14 protein-coding genes and 2 pseudogenes are annotated in these 17,537 nt (G+C 48.6%); 1 reads left to right on the top strand and 15 read right to left on the bottom strand.

The window, feature by feature from the left end; translation table 11 throughout:
- Window positions 1-111: 111 nt before the first annotated feature.
- The 9 genes and pseudogenes from A8L45_RS14815 to leuS all read right to left on the bottom strand — a co-directional run bounded on the left by A8L45_RS14815 (window position 112) and on the right by leuS (window position 10,372).
- Window positions 112-1,284, bottom strand: coding sequence for a serine hydrolase (locus A8L45_RS14815; RefSeq protein ID WP_068903611.1), 1,173 nt, complete (start codon window positions 1,282-1,284; stop codon window positions 112-114).
- Between the two features lie 91 nt (window positions 1,285-1,375).
- Entirely contained in the window at window positions 1,376-2,191 is an 816-nt protein-coding gene (locus A8L45_RS14810; RefSeq protein ID WP_068903609.1) for a septal ring lytic transglycosylase RlpA family protein, read from the bottom strand.
- Complete coding sequence (gene mrdB / locus A8L45_RS14805) at window positions 2,191-3,315, bottom strand: peptidoglycan glycosyltransferase MrdB (protein WP_068903664.1); 1,125 nt, start codon at window positions 3,313-3,315, stop codon at window positions 2,191-2,193. Before mrdB ends, A8L45_RS14810 begins: the two co-directional genes overlap by 1 nt.
- Window positions 3,311-5,188, bottom strand: a complete 1,878-nt coding sequence (gene mrdA / locus A8L45_RS14800) for a penicillin-binding protein 2 (protein ID WP_068903607.1) — start codon at window positions 5,186-5,188, stop codon at window positions 3,311-3,313. Before mrdA ends, mrdB begins: the two co-directional genes overlap by 5 nt.
- A gap of 3 nt (window positions 5,189-5,191) precedes the next feature.
- Window positions 5,192-5,662 carry a 23S rRNA (pseudouridine(1915)-N(3))-methyltransferase RlmH gene (gene rlmH / locus A8L45_RS14795; RefSeq protein ID WP_068903605.1) on the bottom strand — a complete coding sequence of 157 codons (471 nt, stop codon included), beginning with the start codon at window positions 5,660-5,662 and terminating at the stop codon, window positions 5,192-5,194.
- Window positions 5,663-5,666: 4 nt separating this feature from the next.
- A complete protein-coding gene (gene rsfS, locus A8L45_RS14790; RefSeq protein WP_068903603.1) occupies window positions 5,667-5,984 on the bottom strand; it encodes a ribosome silencing factor in 318 nt (105 codons plus the stop codon).
- A 133-nt stretch (window positions 5,985-6,117) separates the two neighbouring features.
- Entirely contained in the window at window positions 6,118-7,137 is a 1,020-nt protein-coding gene (gene holA, locus A8L45_RS14785) for a DNA polymerase III subunit delta (protein WP_068903600.1), read from the bottom strand.
- Window positions 7,134-7,787 (bottom strand): LPS-assembly lipoprotein LptE, encoded by a 654-nt coding sequence (locus tag A8L45_RS14780; RefSeq protein ID WP_068903598.1) that lies wholly within the window; start codon window positions 7,785-7,787, stop codon window positions 7,134-7,136. The genes holA and A8L45_RS14780 overlap by 4 nt, the downstream gene beginning before the upstream one ends.
- A 12-nt stretch (window positions 7,788-7,799) precedes the next feature.
- Window positions 7,800-10,372: pseudogene (gene leuS, locus A8L45_RS14775) on the bottom strand (leucine--tRNA ligase).
- Between the two features lie 107 nt (window positions 10,373-10,479).
- Here leuS and A8L45_RS14770 point away from each other — a divergent pair.
- Entirely contained in the window at window positions 10,480-10,956 is a 477-nt protein-coding gene (locus A8L45_RS14770) for a zinc ribbon-containing protein (protein ID WP_068903596.1), read from the top strand.
- A gap of 137 nt (window positions 10,957-11,093) precedes the next feature.
- Here the strand turns inward: A8L45_RS14770 and A8L45_RS14765 are convergent, their stop codons facing one another.
- From A8L45_RS14765 to miaB, 6 genes and pseudogenes are all read right to left on the bottom strand, one after another.
- Window positions 11,094-11,684, bottom strand: coding sequence for a lipid-binding SYLF domain-containing protein (locus A8L45_RS14765; protein ID WP_068903594.1), 591 nt, complete (start codon window positions 11,682-11,684; stop codon window positions 11,094-11,096).
- An 84-nt stretch (window positions 11,685-11,768) separates the two neighbouring features.
- A complete protein-coding gene (lnt, locus tag A8L45_RS14760; RefSeq protein WP_245680736.1) occupies window positions 11,769-13,277 on the bottom strand; it encodes an apolipoprotein N-acyltransferase in 1,509 nt (502 codons plus the stop codon).
- Between the two features lie 23 nt (window positions 13,278-13,300).
- Window positions 13,301-14,166, bottom strand: a pseudogene (gene corC, locus A8L45_RS14755) (CNNM family magnesium/cobalt transport protein CorC).
- 20 nt (window positions 14,167-14,186) lie between these two features.
- A complete protein-coding gene (gene ybeY, locus A8L45_RS14750) occupies window positions 14,187-14,651 on the bottom strand; it encodes an rRNA maturation RNase YbeY (protein WP_068903590.1) in 465 nt (154 codons plus the stop codon).
- Window positions 14,652-15,734 carry a PhoH family protein gene (locus tag A8L45_RS14745; protein ID WP_068903588.1) on the bottom strand — a complete coding sequence of 361 codons (1,083 nt, stop codon included), beginning with the start codon at window positions 15,732-15,734 and terminating at the stop codon, window positions 14,652-14,654.
- 78 nt (window positions 15,735-15,812) lie between these two features.
- The gene (gene miaB, locus A8L45_RS14740; protein WP_068903585.1) at window positions 15,813-17,237 is read right to left on the bottom strand and encodes a tRNA (N6-isopentenyl adenosine(37)-C2)-methylthiotransferase MiaB; all 1,425 of its coding nucleotides are present in this window, start codon (window positions 17,235-17,237) and stop codon (window positions 15,813-15,815) included.
- Window positions 17,238-17,537 lie beyond the last annotated feature (300 nt).

Below are 17,537 nucleotides of genomic sequence, written 5' to 3'. Positions count from 1 at the left end.
GATCGCATTGTTATGCGGGGGAAAAGTGTTACCAGTCATTTCGATAGTCGGGATGAAAAAAAGCCACCGTACTAAAGGTGGCTTTTTCAAATTAAGAGGGAGCGTTCGGTTCTAGAACAAGCTCTTGAATAGCAGAATAATGTAGTCAATTAGACGGCTGAAGAGGCCACCTTCTTTCACATCGTTCAGTGCAACAAGCGGGTACTCAGCAATATCTTTATCATCTACCTGATAAAAGAGCTTACCGACAACATCCCCTTTGCTGATTGGCGCCTCAAGGTTTTTCTCTAGAACAAAACTGGCTTTGAGATCCTGTACTTTGCCGCGCGGTAGCGTCACGAAGGTATCTTCAGAAACACCCAACGCAACCTGATCGGTATCGCCCATCCACACTCTTTCAGTCACAAAGGTTTCATTCGCTTTGTGCGGAGAAACGGTCTCAAAGAAGCGGAAACCATAATTGAGTAGCTTTTTGCTTTCGGCTTTACGTGCGTTGGCACTTTTGGTCCCCATTACAACAGCGATCAGGCGCATTTTGCCCTCAGTCGCCGAGCTGACAAGGTTATATCCAGCTTTGTCAGTATGGCCAGTCTTTATACCATCAACGTTCATGCTCTTGTCCCAAAGCAGACCGTTACGGTTGTATTGGACAATATCATTGTAGGTAAATGACTTTTGCTTATAGATGGCGTATTCCTCAGGCACATCACGAATCAGAGCCTGTCCAAGCAGGGCCAGATCATACGGCGTCGAATACAGACCTTCCTGATCGAGTCCGTGGACGTTGGTGTAATGCGTATTCTTCATGCCAAGGCTTTTTGCCCAACCATTCATAAGGTCGACAAAAGAATCCTGAGAACCCGCGACATGTTCTGCCATCGCGACACAGGCATCGTTACCAGACTGAATAATGATACCGCGGTTAAGGTCAGCGACCTTCACCGTGGTACCCACCTCGATAAACATCTTAGAACTTCCCGGAAAGTTCTTTGCCCACGCGTTCTCACTGATCACTACATCATCATCAAGGCTGATGTTACCTCTTGCAACTTCCTGACCTATCACGTAGCTGGTCATCATTTTGGTCAGGCTGGCAGGGTTTAGTTTTTCGTTTTCGTTATTTCCGGCAAGTACCTTGCCGGAATGATAATCGATAAGCACATACCCTTTTGCTGCAATTTGTGGTGCATCCGGTACGACACTTGGTGCGGCAAAAACAGAGGTACTGCCTAGCATGACAGATGACAATGCAAGCGTTTTTAGTAAACGGGAAGATTTTTTCATAGATAACTGTACTTAGTAGGTGTAACAAGCGTCCAAAATTGCCATCACTATAACAAATAAAATAGTCAGTGGCAGGCATTGGCCTAACAAGTTACTGTTGATTCTTATTCAATTTTTGTAATGAACCCGGACTTAGCTGTTCGGTGACGATAAATGCACCGTTGAGCTGCTGTTTTACTGCATTGGCACTGGCCATTCTGGCTTTATCAATTGATGTGTAAGGCCCAAGCCTGACCAAGAATATCTTATCGTTTCGCTGCTTAACATTGTAAGGTTCACTGAGCGCTTTACCGTAACGTTGTGCAGCTGCTTCCGCTCTTTTCTTATCGCTTAGTGCAAGTAGCTGAACGAAGTACTGTTCTTTGACCGCAGTTTGCCACTCCAGTTCATCTTTTGGTTTGTCGGCGCGAATTAGTGTGATCTTCACGGGAGCGGTGCCCGTTTTTAGCACCCCAAGTTTTGATGCTGCCGCATAGCTGAGATCAATGATTCTTCCCTGATGGAATGGGCCTCGGTCGTTGACTCTGACGATAGCCTTTTTACCATTTGCGGTATTTTCAACCTCGACATAACTCGGCAGAGGCAAAGTTTTGTGTGCGGCAGACATTGAGAACATATCGTAGATTTCGCCGTTAGAAGTCAGGTGACCATGAAATTTCTCACCGTACCACGAGGCCAGTCCCTGTTCGGTAAAACCGTTTTTTGTTTCAGCAATTTTGTAGTGTTGCCCATTAAGGGTATAGTCGCGATTTCCAGCCCGACTGTATGACTCGTAGCGAGGCTGAGCATCTTCAATGTGTGCAAGGGATGGTCTGGCTTCAGGTGTTTTATCTTGCGACATATCGTAGCGACTGCCTGACGAACAACCACTCAGGATCAGTGCAGCAATAATTATTTTATTTCTCATCAAGAAGCCTTAGATAGCATTTTTCTGTGGGTGTGAATAGACATTAAAATACCGAAACCAGCCATCAGGGTTACCATGGAAGTACCGCCGTAGCTAATTAAAGGTAGGGGGACACCGACAACGGGCAGAATGCCGCTGACCATCCCAATATTAACAAAAACATAGACGAAGAAGCTGAGCACTATACTACCCGCCATCATTCGGCCAAATGCCGTTTGGGCACGACTGGCGAGCAATAGACCACGAGCAATCACGAACAGGTACATGGCCAACAGGCAACAGACACCAATTAAGCCCCATTCCTCTGAAATAACGGCAAAAATAAAATCCGTGTGCCGCTCTGGTAGAAACTCCAACTGAGACTGGGTGCCTTGTAGCCAGCCTTTGCCGCTGACTCCACCTGAACCTATCGCAATCTTCGACTGGATGATGTGGTAGCCCGCACCCAGTGGGTCGGACTCTGGGTTGAAGAGTGTTCTTACCCGGGTTCGCTGGTACTCATGCATCAGAAAGAACCACAGAACAGGGACGAAAGCCGCAACCAGCGTGGCCGCTGATAGGATGATCCGCCAGCTTACTCCTGAGAGAAAGAGCACAAACACGCCAGATGCAGCGATAAGGATAGATGTCCCCAAATCAGGCTGCTTGGCAATCATAATAGTGGGAACAAAGACCAGCATTAGGCCGATCAACAAGCTCTTCATACTGGGAGGAAGAGGATCTTTACCTATGTAGCGGGCAACCAGAAGCGGTACCGCAATTTTGATGATCTCCGATGGCTGAAAAGTCAGTACACCCAAATCCAACCAGCGCTGCGCGCCTTTTGCCGTCGAGCCGAATAGCAATACGGCGACAAGAAGTATGATGCCTATGATATACAAGTAGGGGGCCCAGAACTCGTAATGTCTGGGAGGAACTTGTGCCAAAGCAAACATGATGCCGAGTGCCAGTATCATACGTATGATTTGCCGTTCAATCATGGCAGCATCCTGACCGCTGGCACTGAACATAACGACAAGGCCAAAGGCCATCAGGGCAAGTATGCCCAGCAAAAGTGGAGCATCCACATGCAGCCGTTCAAAAATCGATTTTTTTGACCGGCTGTAGCGAAGGTATTCATTAATTAACCTCTTTACGGGGTGGTGTATCCACCAATATATGATCAAAGATCTGACGCGCGACTGGCGCTGCATTGGATGAGCCTCCCCCAGCATTTTCAAGTACCAGCGCGACAATCACTTCTGGTGCCTCAAAGGGAGCAAATCCTACATATAGGGCGTGATCTATCAAGTGTTCAGCGAGTTCATCAGAATTATATTTTTCGTTTTCGCCCAGACCAAAAACCTGAGCGGTTCCCGTTTTTCCCGCAGACTGATACTTGGCACGGTTGAACGAGTTTCTAGCTGTCCCTTTCTTACCGTGATTAACCCGCCGCATTCCCTCCAGTGTCGTTAGCCAGAATTTATCCGGTACATTGGCAATGGGTGGATAAGGGTCGGATTTCAACGGCGAGCTAGCTTCATCGTTAATAAAACCACTGACGACATGGGGTGGGTTGACGACACCATGATTGACCAACACGCTAGCTGCTTTGGCTATTTGCATTGGGGTTGCGGTCCAGTAGCCCTGACCGATGCCAACAGGAATGGTGTCACCCTGATACCAAGGCTTACGGTATCGTGACATTTTCCATTCACGGGTCGGCATGTTAGCACGGCTCTCTTCATGGATATCGATACCTGTGTATTCGCCAAAGCCAAATTTACTCATCCAGCGCGAAAGACGGTCTATACCCATGTCATAAGCGATTTGATAGAAAAAGGTATCGACAGATTCTTCAACAGATTTAACGACATCTACTCGTCCATGCCCGCCTTTTTTCCAGTCCCGGAAAGGGCGGGTACTTGAATTGGGCAAGCGCCAGTAGCCGGGGTCATTACGTATTGTCGAAGTGGTAATAACATTTTCCTGCAAGGCGGCGACTGCAATGAAAGGTTTGACTGTTGATGCTGGCGGATACGTTCCCAGTGTTGCCCGGTTATACAGAGGGCGGTTTCTGTCGTTGAGCAGGGCACTGTACTGCGATGGTGAGATACCATTAACAAACAGGTTGGGGTCGTAGCTGGGGGTCGAGACCATTGCCAATACGCCCGAGGTTTTAGGATCTAACACCACGGCTGCGCCCCGGTTGTCGCCCAGTAACTCGCGGATGTATAGCTGAAGCTCTATGTCGAGATTGAGCACCAGATCGCGGCCTGGCTCAGGGGGAACGTATTTCAGGGTGCGGATAATGCGACCCCGGCTGTTTACCTCGACTTCCTGATATCCGGCAGTACCATGCAGGTCCTCCTCGTAATAGCGCTCAATGCCAAGCTTGCCAATATCCCGAGTGGCTTTGTAATTGTTACTGCGTTCTTCGCGGTCGAGCCGCTCAAGATCTCTGTCATTGATTTTGGCCACATAGCCGAGGACGTGTGTCAGAGCATCGCCAAACGGATAATAGCGTTTGAGATAACCTTTGACCTCGACGCCTGCGAACTTGTGCTGGTTCACGGAGAAGACCGCCACTTCCTGTTCAGTCAGCTGACTTTTCAATGTGACGGTCTGAAAGCGTCGGGAGCGTCGTTTTTCCTTTTTGAAGTTCCGGATATGGCTGTCTGTGATGTATATAAACTCACTGAGTGCAGCAATGGTCTCCGGGATATTTTTCACTTGCTCCGGAATGAGCTCGAGTGAATAGACTGGCCGATTTTCAGCCAGTAATACACCATTTCTGTCATAAATCAGGCCCCGGTTCGGTGCGATCGGCACAACCTTGATCCGGTTGTCATTCGAACGAGTCTTGTAGTCCTGATGGTCACTGACCTGCAGCGCGTATAGGTTAACAACCAGCACACTGACCAAAAAGATGATCATGCTGAACGCCAGGACTGCCCGGCGGAAAAAAAGCGCAGATTCTGACCTATGGTCTCTTATTGGGCTACGCTTGTGTTTCATTCACTATTCCCTGTGATATGGGTGGTTTGCTGTAATGCTCCATGCACGGTAAAGACTTTCTGCCATTACGACTCTCACCAGAGGGTGAGGAAGCGTGAGCGGTGACAGTGACCAGCTTTGGTCAGCGGCTGCTTTGCAAGCCGGTGCCAATCCCTCTGGGCCGCCTATGAGTATAGACACGTCACGACCATCCAGTTTCCAGCTTTCAAGTTGTCCAGCCAGTTGTTCCGTATCCCACCGTTTGCCCGGGATATCCAAAGTCACAATGCGATTACCGCGGTTGACAGCGGCAAGCATGGCTTCACCTTCCTTGTGGAGAATACGGGCAATATCAGCATTTTTACCCCGTTTTCCAGCCGGAATCTCAATTAATTCCAACGGCATATCCTTTGGAAAACGGCGGCTGTACTCTCGGTATCCTTCTTCAACCCATTTTGGCATTTTATTGCCAACTGCAATCAGTTGAATTTTCATTTTTTCAATTCCAGAGTTTTTCTAACTGGTACAACTCGCGTTGTTCTTCCTGCATTACATGAAACATGACGTCGCCCAGATCCAGCACGACCCATTCGCCTTCCCGCTGACCTTCCATGCCAAGCAGTCCAACATTTGCGGCGCGTGCTTCTTCAGCGATGTGATCGGCAATAGAGGCGACGTGACGTTTAGAGTTACCTGTACACAGGACCATATAATCGGTGACGCTGGACATTTCTCGGACATCAAGTGTGACTATGTCTGCGGCCTTCATATCATCGGCTTTATCGGCGACAAAATCTTGAAGTTGTTCTGCTAGCAAAAGCTACCTCTCATGGAATAGTAAATAATAATGATAGTCACTCTCTGCCACGTACAATGCGGCAGAGTGCAAAAGTATAACATTCGATACGTTGAAAATAACCAGAGTTGCTCAGTGTATCCGGTTATCTAAGTTAGCGCAGCGGAGGTTGCGGGCTGGAGAAAGTAATACAAAACTCCGCCAGTGCTGACCATGGACGACTGTCAAAATCGGTTTTTACCATCACCTCAATCTCGCTGAGTTGTTTCAGAAGACCCAGAAGACGCTGCAGAGGTAAGCGATGAAGAGCCGCTGTTAAAGGTGCCCTTCTTGCCTGCCAAACTTTGAAGTGGTCAAAAATATTGCCGAGAGACATGCCATTTCTGCCATATTCCTGCATCTTACAGAGCTGGAACAACTCCTTTTGAATCACCCTGAGTAGCAAGGTTATTTCAACCCCTTCGCCCTCTAGTTGCCTCAGAATGTTGACGACCCTTTTGGGTTTTCCTTCAATCATTGCGTCAGTTAACTGGAATGGGCTGAAATGATTATGTCGTGACAGAGTATCTCTCAGTCTGGGAAGTGTCAGCTCACCATCTGGAAAAAGAAGTTGCAGCTTCATCAGGCTCTGAGACAGTGCCAGCAGATTTCCCTCGTGCCACTGTGCCAGCATCAGTACCGATTCATGATCGGGTTTCAAACCCAAAGCATGGCAGCGTGTTTCGACAAATCGCGGCAGTTGTCGCTGGTCAGGAGTGTTGCAGGGCACATATACGCCGTTTTGGGCGAAGAGCGTAAACCACTTGGCGGATTCTTGCTTTTTGTTGAGCCTTGGGCCCTCAAGGATCAACAAAATGTCATTGTGGAGCAGGGGCTCAAGTACTTTTAGTGCATTTGCCTGCGCGGTGGTCAGCGGGTTATCCGGCAGAGTCAGGATGAGAATCTGACGTGCAGAAAATAAGCTGAGCGCCTGACAGCAATCGTACACATCATTCCAGCTTAACTGTGCATCGACAGTGAAACGATGTTTTTCATCAAACCCATGTGCTCTGGCGCTGTCCATTACCTGCTGCAGAGCTTCCTGCTTCAACAGGGGTTCATTGCCGAACAGCAGATAGGTGTTTGTCAGGCTATGTGCCAGCTTTTGCGCTAACTGTTCCGGGTAAGTTCTCATTGCGAACTGTCACCTTTGAACAGTTCTGGTAGGAGTTGCTGGTCGCTTTTTCCCTCAAATCGATTTTCAATGCTCAGCGTCGATGTCCCATCGTCACTTTGAAGCTCTTCAACCTGCTTATTAATCGCCTGTTGTTGTTCAAAGTCTTCGATGTAGCGGGTAATACGGGTGAGTTGCCGCATGATTTGTTTGGTTGCCTCGGTGCGCAGTTCAGCTGCCAACATATCTTGTTCAACAGACTTAGCCAGTGCGGTCAGTGGATTATCAAGATAACTGCGGTTTAATGAGGCTGAGAAGGCATAGCTGCCCTTGCCCGGTACTGTCACATTATATCTGGCGGTGTAGGTGAAGGCTTTCTCTGCTACTTTACTGCTCTGGTAAAGCGACAACGTCCTCTCGCCATAGCTCTCGCCAGTGAGGTTGAGGTTGGCGATATCCTTCTCGGGCAGAACAAGTTTGATATCCTGAAGCTCCAGTTGGTTACGCACTTCACGGGTGAGAGGCCCGTAGGGGTCAAAGCTGGTCACAGACAGTGATTGAAGCTCTTCGGGGAGGTTGTAGCTGTTTTTAAGGTGGAATCCGCAAGACGCGGTGGTCAGAACGACCACCGCGACCATCAGGCTCCGAAGTGAACGAAAAATCGAATTCACCGGAGTCTCCCTTTAATTGGCAACGATATTGACCAGTTTGCCTGGTACGTAAATCACTTTGCGGATAGTTTTACCCTCGGTGAATTTGACTACGTTTTCGTCTGTCTGCGCCATCTCTTCTACTGACTCTTTGGCCGCATCTGCTGCCACAGTGATCTTAGCACGCAACTTACCGTTGACTTGAACGATGATCAGTTTTTCATCTTCAACCAAGGCATCTTTGTCAGCTTGCGGCCAAACAGCATCGTCGATGTTTGACTGACCCAACGCTTCCCACATTTTGAAGCAAATATGAGGAGTGATAGGGTGAAGCATCAGAGTGATTGCCTTGAGTGCCTCATCCATAATCGCGCGGTCGCTTTCCGATGCCTGAGGTGCTTTGTTCAGGCGGTTCATTAGCTCCATGACTGCGGCGATAGCGGTATTGAAGGTCTGACGACGACCAATATCATCGCTGACTTTGGCAATGGTTTTGTGTACTTCGCGACGCAGTGTTTTCTGGTCGGCGCTCAGTGAAGCAACGTCCAGAGCGGTAACCTCACCTTTAGCAGTGTGCTCGAAGACCAGCTTCCATACGCGTTTCAGGAAGCGGTTGGCACCTTCTACGCCAGACTCCTGCCACTCCAGCGTCATATCTGCTGGCGATGCAAACATCATGAACAGACGCACAGTATCTGCACCGTATTTGTCGATCATTTCTTGAGGGTCGATACCGTTATTCTTCGACTTGGACATCTTGGTCATGCCCGAGTGAACAACCTCATTACCCTCTTTGTCAGTCGCTTTGGTGATCCGGCCTTTTTCATCACGCTCGACGTTCACATCAGTTGGTGCAACCCAGATCTTGGCACCTTTTTCATTGGTGTAATAGTAAGCATCTGACAGCACCATGCCCTGACACATTAGGCGCTTGAACGGCTCATCACTAGAAACCATGCCTGTGTCACGCATCAGTTTGTGGAAGAAGCGCGCATAAAGCAGGTGCATACAGGCGTGTTCAATACCACCGACATATTGGTCGACTGGTAGCCAGTAGTTCGCTGCATCTGAATCCAGCATTTCGTCTGCCTGCGGTGAGCAGAAACGCGCGTAGTACCACGATGACTCCATAAAGGTGTCAAAAGTATCAGTTTCACGCAGTGCAGGTTCACCGTTAAAGGTCGTTTGCGCCCATGTTTTATCGGCTTTGATCGGGCTGGTCACTCCGTCCATCACGACATCTTCCGGCAGGATAACAGGCAACTGATCAGCAGGAACTGGATGGACTTCGCCATCTTCAGTAGTGACCATAGGGATTGGTGCTCCCCAGTAACGCTGACGGGATACACCCCAGTCGCGCAGACGGAAATTGACGGTTTTCTTGCCTTTGCCTTCAGCTTCTAGCTTGGCGGCAATGGCGTCGAATGCTTGCTCGAAGTTCAAGCCGTCAAATTCAGCAGAGTTAAACAGCACACCTTTTTCTGTGTATGCCGCTTCAGAAATATCCAGTTCAGAGCCATCAGCAGGTTTGATAACACCTTCAATAGCCAGACCATATTTGGTCGCAAACTCGTAGTCACGCTGGTCATGACCCGGAACAGCCATAACAGCACCCGTGCCGTAATCCATCAGAACGAAGTTGGCAACGTAGACAGGGACTTCACGGCCATTTAGCGGGTGAATAGCAGTAAGGCCAGTATCCATGCCTTTCTTTTCCATGGTTGCCAGTTCTGCTTCAGCAACCTTGGTGTTTTTACATTCGTCGACGAATGCTGCCAGCTCAGGGTTATTTTCTGCTGCAATGGCTGCCAGAGGGTGGCCAGCGGCAATACCGACATAGGTTACGCCCATCAGTGTGTCCGGACGAGTTGTGTAAACTTCCAGATCGTCCTGACCTTTCACATTGAACTTAAGTTCACGCCTTCTGAGCGGCCAATCCAGTTGCGCTGCATGGTTTTGACCATATCTGGCCAGCCTTCCAGCTTGTCGATATCATCCAGCAACTCTTGTGCGTAGGCGGTGATCTTTACAAACCACTGTGGGATTTTTTTCTGCTCTACCGGGGTATCGCAGCGCCAGCAGCAGCCATCTTCTACCTGCTCGTTAGCCAGAACCGTTTCATCGTTTGGACACCAGTTAACAGAAGATGTCTTTTTATAGACCAGACCTTTTTCATAAAGCTTGGTAAAGAACTCTTGCTCCCAGCGGTAGTACTCTGGAGTACAGGTTGCAAATTCACGGTTCCAGTCATAACCAAAGCCCAGCATCTTGAGCTGTTTTTTCATGTACTCGATATTTTCGTAAGTCCATGAAGCAGGAGCAGCTTTGTTTTTCACTGCAGCATTTTCCGCAGGCAGACCAAATGAATCCCAGCCGATTGGCTGCATAACATTTTTACCCTGCAAACGCTGATAGCGAGAGATCACGTCACCGATTGCATAGTTCCGTACGTGGCCCATATGTAGTCGCCCACTTGGGTACGGGAACATTGAAAGGCAGTAAAATTTTTCTTTACTGGCGTCTTCTTTTACTTCAAAAGTTTTATTGTTGTCCCAGTCAGACTGAACTGAGGGCTCAATGTCCTGAGGACGGTATTGTTCTTGCATCGATGACATCCGGGAAATTGTGAGATAGGTTTATATAGTTCCAGACTAATCGACATAGAATAACTAAAGGCAGAAGCAGCAACAACACTTGAATGCAGGGGGACGCGATGTCAAAGCAAAAACCGGAATATCAGGTACTTGTTGAGCGGGTAAAAGATGCTCTTGAACACACACCCGAAGAACTTGAAAGATGGGTAGCACTCACAGAGCGTTACGTCGCCGCCGCCCGCGAAATGACGCAGGATGAACTGGCGTTAATCCAGTCATATTTCAAACGTGATGTGCAGGAGTTTGGCGACCAGTATCAGGACTCAGCTGAGCAGCCAGATGTTTTTTCTGAACTGGTTAAAGATACGCTATGGGAGCAACTTGCTGAAATAACAGATAAAACTCAGCTCGAGTGGACTGAGATCTTTGACGACATCAAACATCACGGCATTTACGAAGAAGGTGAGGTTGTTGGGCTCGGGATCCTCCAGTGTGAAGAGTGTGGCAATCAGACCAGGCACACTCATGTTGGTGTGCTCACTGCATGCATCGTTTGCGGCAACCGTTTTTTCAGTCGCCACGCCTTCCCTGTCTGAGAGATGTATGCACCACGCTCTATATTTTTAATTCTGTCGTGGTGCGCGCACGATTTTTTTGGCTTCTCTCTTGAAAAGCGTTTTTGTACGGATGATCAACATACCACGGTTTAACCCGGCTTTAGATGTACCAGCGTCTAGAGTTTGCTTATCTCAAAATGCTGTCCAGCCACTGCTGCTTCAATCATCAAACCACCCTTGTTTTGAGTGAAAACAGCAGTGCCATTGACATACCGGGCCTTAAACTCGTGTCGGCTTGAACCTGTTGTGACACCTTGAGTGCCGGCGGACGCTGCTGCACCCTCTGTCAGAGCAGCGGCGGACACCTGTGCGTTAAGAGCAAACGTGCCTGAGAGGAAGTCTTCAAACGTTCTGGCATTCTCAAAAAATAGAATTTCACTAAAAGCCTGCCCACCAAAGGCAAAACCGACAGAAATCTGTTTGAGTTCAGCCTGAGAGACTGCGACATGTTTGCGGTATACGATGCCCTTGCCATATGCGCCACCGACCCAGAAGGCCCCTTTGCCGACAGAAGGAAAAATGGCATAACCGTATGACTGCTCAAAGAAAGGCGTTAGTTCAGGATAGACTTTAAAGCTGTCCAAGGTGGCCTCTGCCTGAGTCAGTAAAGGAACTTGCTTAGTGCTTGTTGCTGCACAGCCAGAGAGCAATGTCATTAAGGCACAAAGCATTAGGATGAGTGGGTTGAATAGCTGTCCTTTTCGCATTTTGTTCCTCCATGGAATCCGTCGATAAACTCTTTTTCGTGATTATGGGCCGTAATCTGATCAGGAAAACGGCCCTGTCTATTGTCAGTTTTCCTTTCTTTGCTTGAGAGCACCGACAACCGTAATGATTAGACAAATAATCACCCATACGTTCAACGGCCATTCACCATACTGAGTGAAGGGTGTCTCACCGCGTGTTGTGATTGATTCCGTGCGGAGTACTTCACGAGTGAACTGAGGGATTTCTGCATGAACCTTACCCTTGTAGTCAATCGCGGCGGTGACACCTGTATTGGTTGCTCGTAGCACGGGCTTGCCATTCTCAAGTGCCCGCATTCTCGCAATTTCAAGGTGCTGGTGCGGGCCTATAGAGTCTCCAAACCAAGCATCATTTGACAGAGTCAGGATAAAATCCGTATCTGGTCTGATGTTCTCTCTCACCTGCTGGTGGAACAGGATCTCAAAACACAGTGCCGGGGCAAGGTGGTAACCTGCTGCAACCAGATTTGGTTGAATATAGTCACCTCGGGTAAACGATGACATGGCGAGATTGAATAGCGGTGCGATAGGTCTTAACCACTCTTCAAATGGAACAAACTCACCGAACACCAGCAGGTGATGCTTGCTGTAAGAATGACTGGCTGGATAGTGATAACCGTCGGTGCCATTCATACCGATAGCAATAACATTATTGAAAAACTGCCCTTCGTCATTCTGGTCAACGACACCAGTGATCAGGGCCGTTTTGTTGTAACGTGCTGCCGTATCCAGTCTGCTCAGAAAGTCAGGTAAATCGCGTTCTAGCGCAGGTATTGCTGCTTCTGGCCAGATTATGATGTCAGCGTCCCAGTTTTGTCTGGACATGTCCTGGTAGCTCAACAATGTTGGCCAGCGCTGGCTCGGTAACCACTTCAGTTCCTGAGAGATATTTCCCTGAACCATAGCAATTTTTACTGGTTTATCGGTCTGCGGGGTAACCCATGAAACCTGACCAAGCATCAACGAGAGCAGAGTAACAACAGCAGCAGGCATCAGCATCTTTATATCGCGCCTGAAAAGAGTTAATACCACTGAGCCAGCTATCAACATCATAGCCAGTGTAATGCCCTGTACGCCCAGCAACGGGGCAAACGCAGCCAACGGGCTATCAATTTGGCTATAACCTGGCCAGAGCCATGGAAAACCCGTCAGCATCCAGCCTCTGAGCCAATCAATAATCAGCCACAATGCCGGGGCGAAGACCAGTAAGGTCACTATTTCGGGGATGGAAGTGAATCGCCGCAGCAGATAGCCAAACAGGGCAGGGTAGAGTGAGAGGTAGACAATCAAAAGACCGATGATCATCAGACCTACAGGCAGTGGCAGGCCACCGAAATGATAAATAACCTCATAGACCCACGCGATACCTGTGCCAAAGTGTCCAAGGCCCCACAGGAAGGCAAGACCAGAAGCGTTTCTGGCAGACTGCCGATGAATAATAAGCAACAGCACTGTCAGTGATACGAGGGTGGCAGGCCAGAATGAATACGGGTCAAAGCCAAGCGTGGCGAATCCGCCAGAAAAAACGGCCACGATGGGCCGTTTATATTTCATGATATTTTTTAGCATAAATCCGGTTACGCTGTTTCTTCAGTGTTAGTCTCTGGAATAGTAACCTGTAATTGAATGATGCGTCGACTGTCTGCTGCGGTCACTTTAAAATGGAAGTTGTCGATATCGACCTCTTCACCGCGACCAGGTAAGTGACCGAAACTGGTCATCACCAAACCACCTATGGTATCAATGTCTTCGTCACTGAAGCTTGAACCGAATCGCTCGTTGAAGTCTTCCAGCGTCGTCAGCGCTTTTACCGAGAAGTATGCTTGCTCAGACGGCGGATCTCCTGCTCGTCTTCGTCATCATACTCGTCTTCGATTTCGCCGACGATTTCTTCAAGGATGTCTTCAATGGTTACCAGACCTGATACACCACCAAACTCGTCGACAACAATCGACATGTGGTAGCGTTCTTCCTGAAACTCTTTCAGCAGGCGATCAACCCGCTTGCTTTCAGGGACCAGATCGGCGGGGCGAAGCACCTTGTCCATATCGAATTGGTCGCTATCCGGGCGCAGGTAGCGCAACAGATCTTTGGCCAACAAAATGCCTTCGACATGGTCTTTATCATCGCTTATCACGGGATATCGTGAATGCTGTGCTTCGATAATGACAGAGATAATATCTTCGAGTGGTTGAGAGCGCTCTATGGTCACCATCTGCGAACGGGGTATCATGATGTCTCGGATCCGCATTTCGCTGATTTGCATAACGCCTTCCAGCATGCCGCGGGTTTCCTCGTCGATCAGATCGTTTTGTTCTGAATCGCGGATAACATCAACCAATTCCTGCCTGTCTTTCGGCTCTCCCTGAAAGATCTGGCCTATACGTTCGAAGAAGGTCTTTCTACTCGGACCTTCAGAGCTTTGTGAGTTGTCTTCGTTCATCAGTTCTTTACAAAGTCAATTTATACGACGTCTTCGGCGTAAGGGTTAGGGAATCCAAGCTCTTCCATGACACGCATTTCGAGGGACTCCATTTCTTCCGCTTCTTGATCGTCAATATGATCATAACCTAGCAGATGCAGACTGCCGTGTACAACCATGTGGGCCCAGTGGGCATACACTTCCTTGTTTTGCTCTTGTGCTTCACGCTCAACGACCTGACGGCAAATAATCAAGTCGCCTAACAAATCCAGCTCAATACCCGGTGGGGCATCGAAAGGAAATGACAGGACATTTGTCGGCTTGTCCTTACCGCGGTAATCGCGGTTGAGGGACTGGCTTTCAAATTCATCAACGATACGCACAGTGACCTCTGCCTGCTGACGGAACGGTTTTATTGCCTGCTCAAACCATTGGCTGAGCTGTTTTTCTGTCGGCAGGTTGTCGGTATCAGACGTGGCCACCTGGAGGTCAAGGAAATAAGTCATTTACGGTTGTTTCTCTTCAGTTTGGATATTTTGTGTTGCGTTCAGCGCCTGCTCCCGCTCCTGACGGCGGCGTTTTTCTGCCTCCTTGCGGGCACGAGCGTCCTCTGCTTCCCAAACGTCATAAGCTTGTACAATCCTTGCGACAACAGGATGACGGACAACGTCATCAGCTTGGAAGAAGTTGAAACTGATCTCATTCACTTCTGCCAGAACTTCGATGGCATGGCGTAGGCCAGATCGCGTGTTGCGTGGCAAGTCAATCTGTGTAACATCACCAGTGATCACGGCGCGGCTGTTAAAGCCAATCCGGGTCAGGAACATTTTCATTTGTTCCACCGTGGTGTTCTGACTTTCATCAAGAATAATGAATGCGTCATTGAGTGTGCGACCACGCATGTAAGCTAAGGGAGCCACCTCGATGACGTTGCGCTCGATCAACTTCTCGACCCGCTCAAAGCCCAGCATTTCGAACAGGGCATCGTAGAGAGGTCGCAGATAAGGATCGACCTTCTGGCTAAGATCGCCCGGTAAAAAGCCGAGCTTCTCGCCAGCTTCAACCGCAGGTCTTGTAAGCAGTATTCTGCGTATCTCTTGACGTTCAAGTGCGTCAACTGCTGCAGCAACGGCCAGATACGTTTTTCCCGTACCTGCAGGACCCACACCAAAAGTGATGTCGTGAGTGATCATATTGCTGATGTACTGTGCCTGATTAGGTGTACGTGGTTTGATCACTCCCTTTTTGGTTTTGATGTTGATCTCTTTACCATAGGGGATGGATGATTCAGTGCTCTGTTCAAGCACACCGCTTTCTTTGATCGCTAAATGAACCTGCTCTGGCTCAAGGTCAGGGTAATGGCCTTTCACCGGGGCGGTTTCAACATAGAGACTCTTAATGATGTCGACCGCAGCTGTCGCTGTGTGTGATTTTCCTACAACGGAGAATTGGTGACTGCGGTGATTGATTTCTACGCCGAGACGGCGCTCGAGTTGTTTGATATTGTCATCAAAAGGCCCGCACAGGCTTGCCAGTCGTGTGTTATCGGCAGGTTCCAGCGATACTTCAACAGTAATAATTTTGTTCAATGCTATCCTCGCAATGATTGCTGGCAACTCATGTTACCAGCAACAGTCGTTTCAGCCACTGAGGCACTCATACTCCTATTATGGAGTATACACGCCTACGCCAAGTTCATCTTCCTTGCGCGTTTTGGCAATTAATTCTGCAGGTGATACGGCAACCCGCAGGTTCATTTCTTTCTCTGTACGTATCAGTTTACCACGAAGAGAATTCGGCATAACTTCATCAATTTTCACGTCAACAAATTGTCCGATCAAATCAACTGAGCCCTCAAAATTCACCACGCGATTATTCTCAGTACGGCCGCGAAGCTCCATCAGATTTTTTCTTGATGGGCCTTCCACCAAAATACGCTGCTCAGTGTTCAACATTTGACGTGAGTAGCGCATTGCCTGAGTGTTTATCTGTTGCTGAAGCTGATAGAGACGCTCTTTTTTATCCTGCTCTGGCGTATCATCTGGCATATCTGCTGCAGGTGTACCCGGACGAGGCGAGTAAACAAAGCTGAAACTCATGTCAAAGTCTACATCGCGAATCAGCTTCATCGTTGCTTCAAAGTCTGCCGCAGATTCTCCCGGGAAACCTACAATGAAATCTGAGCTGATTGAAATCTCTGGACGTGCCTCACGCAACCTTCTGATTTTTGACTTATATTCAATCGCAGTATGCGGTCGCTTCATCATGGTCAGAATACGGTCGGAACCACTCTGGACAGGCAGGTGCAGGAAACTTACCACCTCAGGTGTATCACGGTACACCTCGATGATATCGTTGGTAAATTCGATAGGGTGGCTGGTGGTATAGCGGATACGATCAATACCGTCGATAGCCGCAACATAACGCAGAAGCTCTGCAAAGGTACAGATATCACCATCATGCATTTCACCGCGATAGGCATTAACATTCTGGCCGAGTAGATTTACCTCACGTACTCCCTGCTCAGCAAGCTGAGCAATTTCAAACAGCACGTCATCCAGAGGACGGCTGACTTCCTCACCACGGGTGTATGGCACAACGCAGAATGTGCAGTACTTCGAGCAGCCTTCCATGATAGAAACAAAGGCTGTTGGCCCTTCTGCACGAGGCTCTGGCAGTCGGTCAAACTTCTCGATCTCAGGGAAAGAGATGTCCATGACGGGAGCTTCGTCGTCACGTGACTGGTTAATCATTTCTGGCAGACGGTGCAGTGTCTGTGGGCCAAAAATAACATCTACATAAGGCGCGCGCTCACGGATATGGTCACCTTCCTGTGTGGCCACGCAGCCACCAACACCAATCACCAGACCCGGCTTCTGATCTTTTAAATTCTTCCAGCGGCCCAATTGATGGAATACTTTTTCCTGTGCTTTTTCACGGATAGAACAGGTATTGAGAAGCAGGACATCTGCCTCTTCAGGTTCTTCGGTCAGCTCATAGCCGCCAGCCGCATTTAGCAGATCTGCCATTTTCGATGAATCGTATTCGTTCATCTGGCAGCCCCAGGTTTTGATCAGCAGTTTCTTCGCCATGTCACGTATGCTCACAGTTTATTTTACTTGCACCGGCTTTATCCCGTCACGCTACTGCTCTTAGGCAGGGGTAACGAGACACCGAAAATTCACATTGCTCATTAGACTATGACTCAATTTCTGACCATAGTTCCAGCGAGCCGCGTATTGTACTGTTTTAGACCAACGCTGACTAGATCACGTTCCGTCGAATTACACTCTCTATTTTAGTTGCTGATACCGTATCTAATGGTCGCAATCATGAACTGAGGGGGTAGAATGCAGGTATGAATTTTGCCTGACTGTAATAACTGATTGATT

The sequence above is a fragment of the Veronia pacifica genome, assembly GCF_001707825.1.
Classification (GTDB): domain Bacteria; phylum Pseudomonadota; class Gammaproteobacteria; order Enterobacterales; family Vibrionaceae; genus Veronia; species Veronia pacifica.
Note: the sequence above shows the minus strand (reverse complement) of the source record. Positions and strands in the feature narration are given on the sequence as shown.

Excerpts from the sequence above, each read along its gene's own strand:
- ybeY (WP_068903590.1), bottom strand. The coding sequence starts at position 14,651 with ATGACTTATTTCCTTGACCTCCAGGTGGCCACGTCTGATACCGACAAC.
- miaB (WP_068903585.1), bottom strand. The coding sequence starts at position 17,237 with ATGGCGAAGAAACTGCTGATCAAAACCTGGGGCTGCCAGATGAACGAA.
- A8L45_RS14770 (WP_068903596.1), top strand. The coding sequence starts at position 10,480 with ATGTCAAAGCAAAAACCGGAATATCAGGTACTTGTTGAGCGGGTAAAA.
- A8L45_RS14815 (WP_068903611.1), bottom strand. The coding sequence starts at position 1,284 with ATGAAAAAATCTTCCCGTTTACTAAAAACGCTTGCATTGTCATCTGTC.
- holA (WP_068903600.1), bottom strand. The coding sequence starts at position 7,137 with ATGAGAACTTACCCGGAACAGTTAGCGCAAAAGCTGGCACATAGCCTG.
- A8L45_RS14810 (WP_068903609.1), bottom strand. The coding sequence starts at position 2,191 with ATGAGAAATAAAATAATTATTGCTGCACTGATCCTGAGTGGTTGTTCG.
- mrdA (WP_068903607.1), bottom strand. The coding sequence starts at position 5,188 with ATGAAACACAAGCGTAGCCCAATAAGAGACCATAGGTCAGAATCTGCG.
- A8L45_RS14765 (WP_068903594.1), bottom strand. The coding sequence starts at position 11,684 with ATGCGAAAAGGACAGCTATTCAACCCACTCATCCTAATGCTTTGTGCC.
- rlmH (WP_068903605.1), bottom strand. The coding sequence starts at position 5,662 with ATGAAAATTCAACTGATTGCAGTTGGCAATAAAATGCCAAAATGGGTT.
- lnt (WP_245680736.1), bottom strand. The coding sequence starts at position 13,277 with ATGAAATATAAACGGCCCATCGTGGCCGTTTTTTCTGGCGGATTCGCC.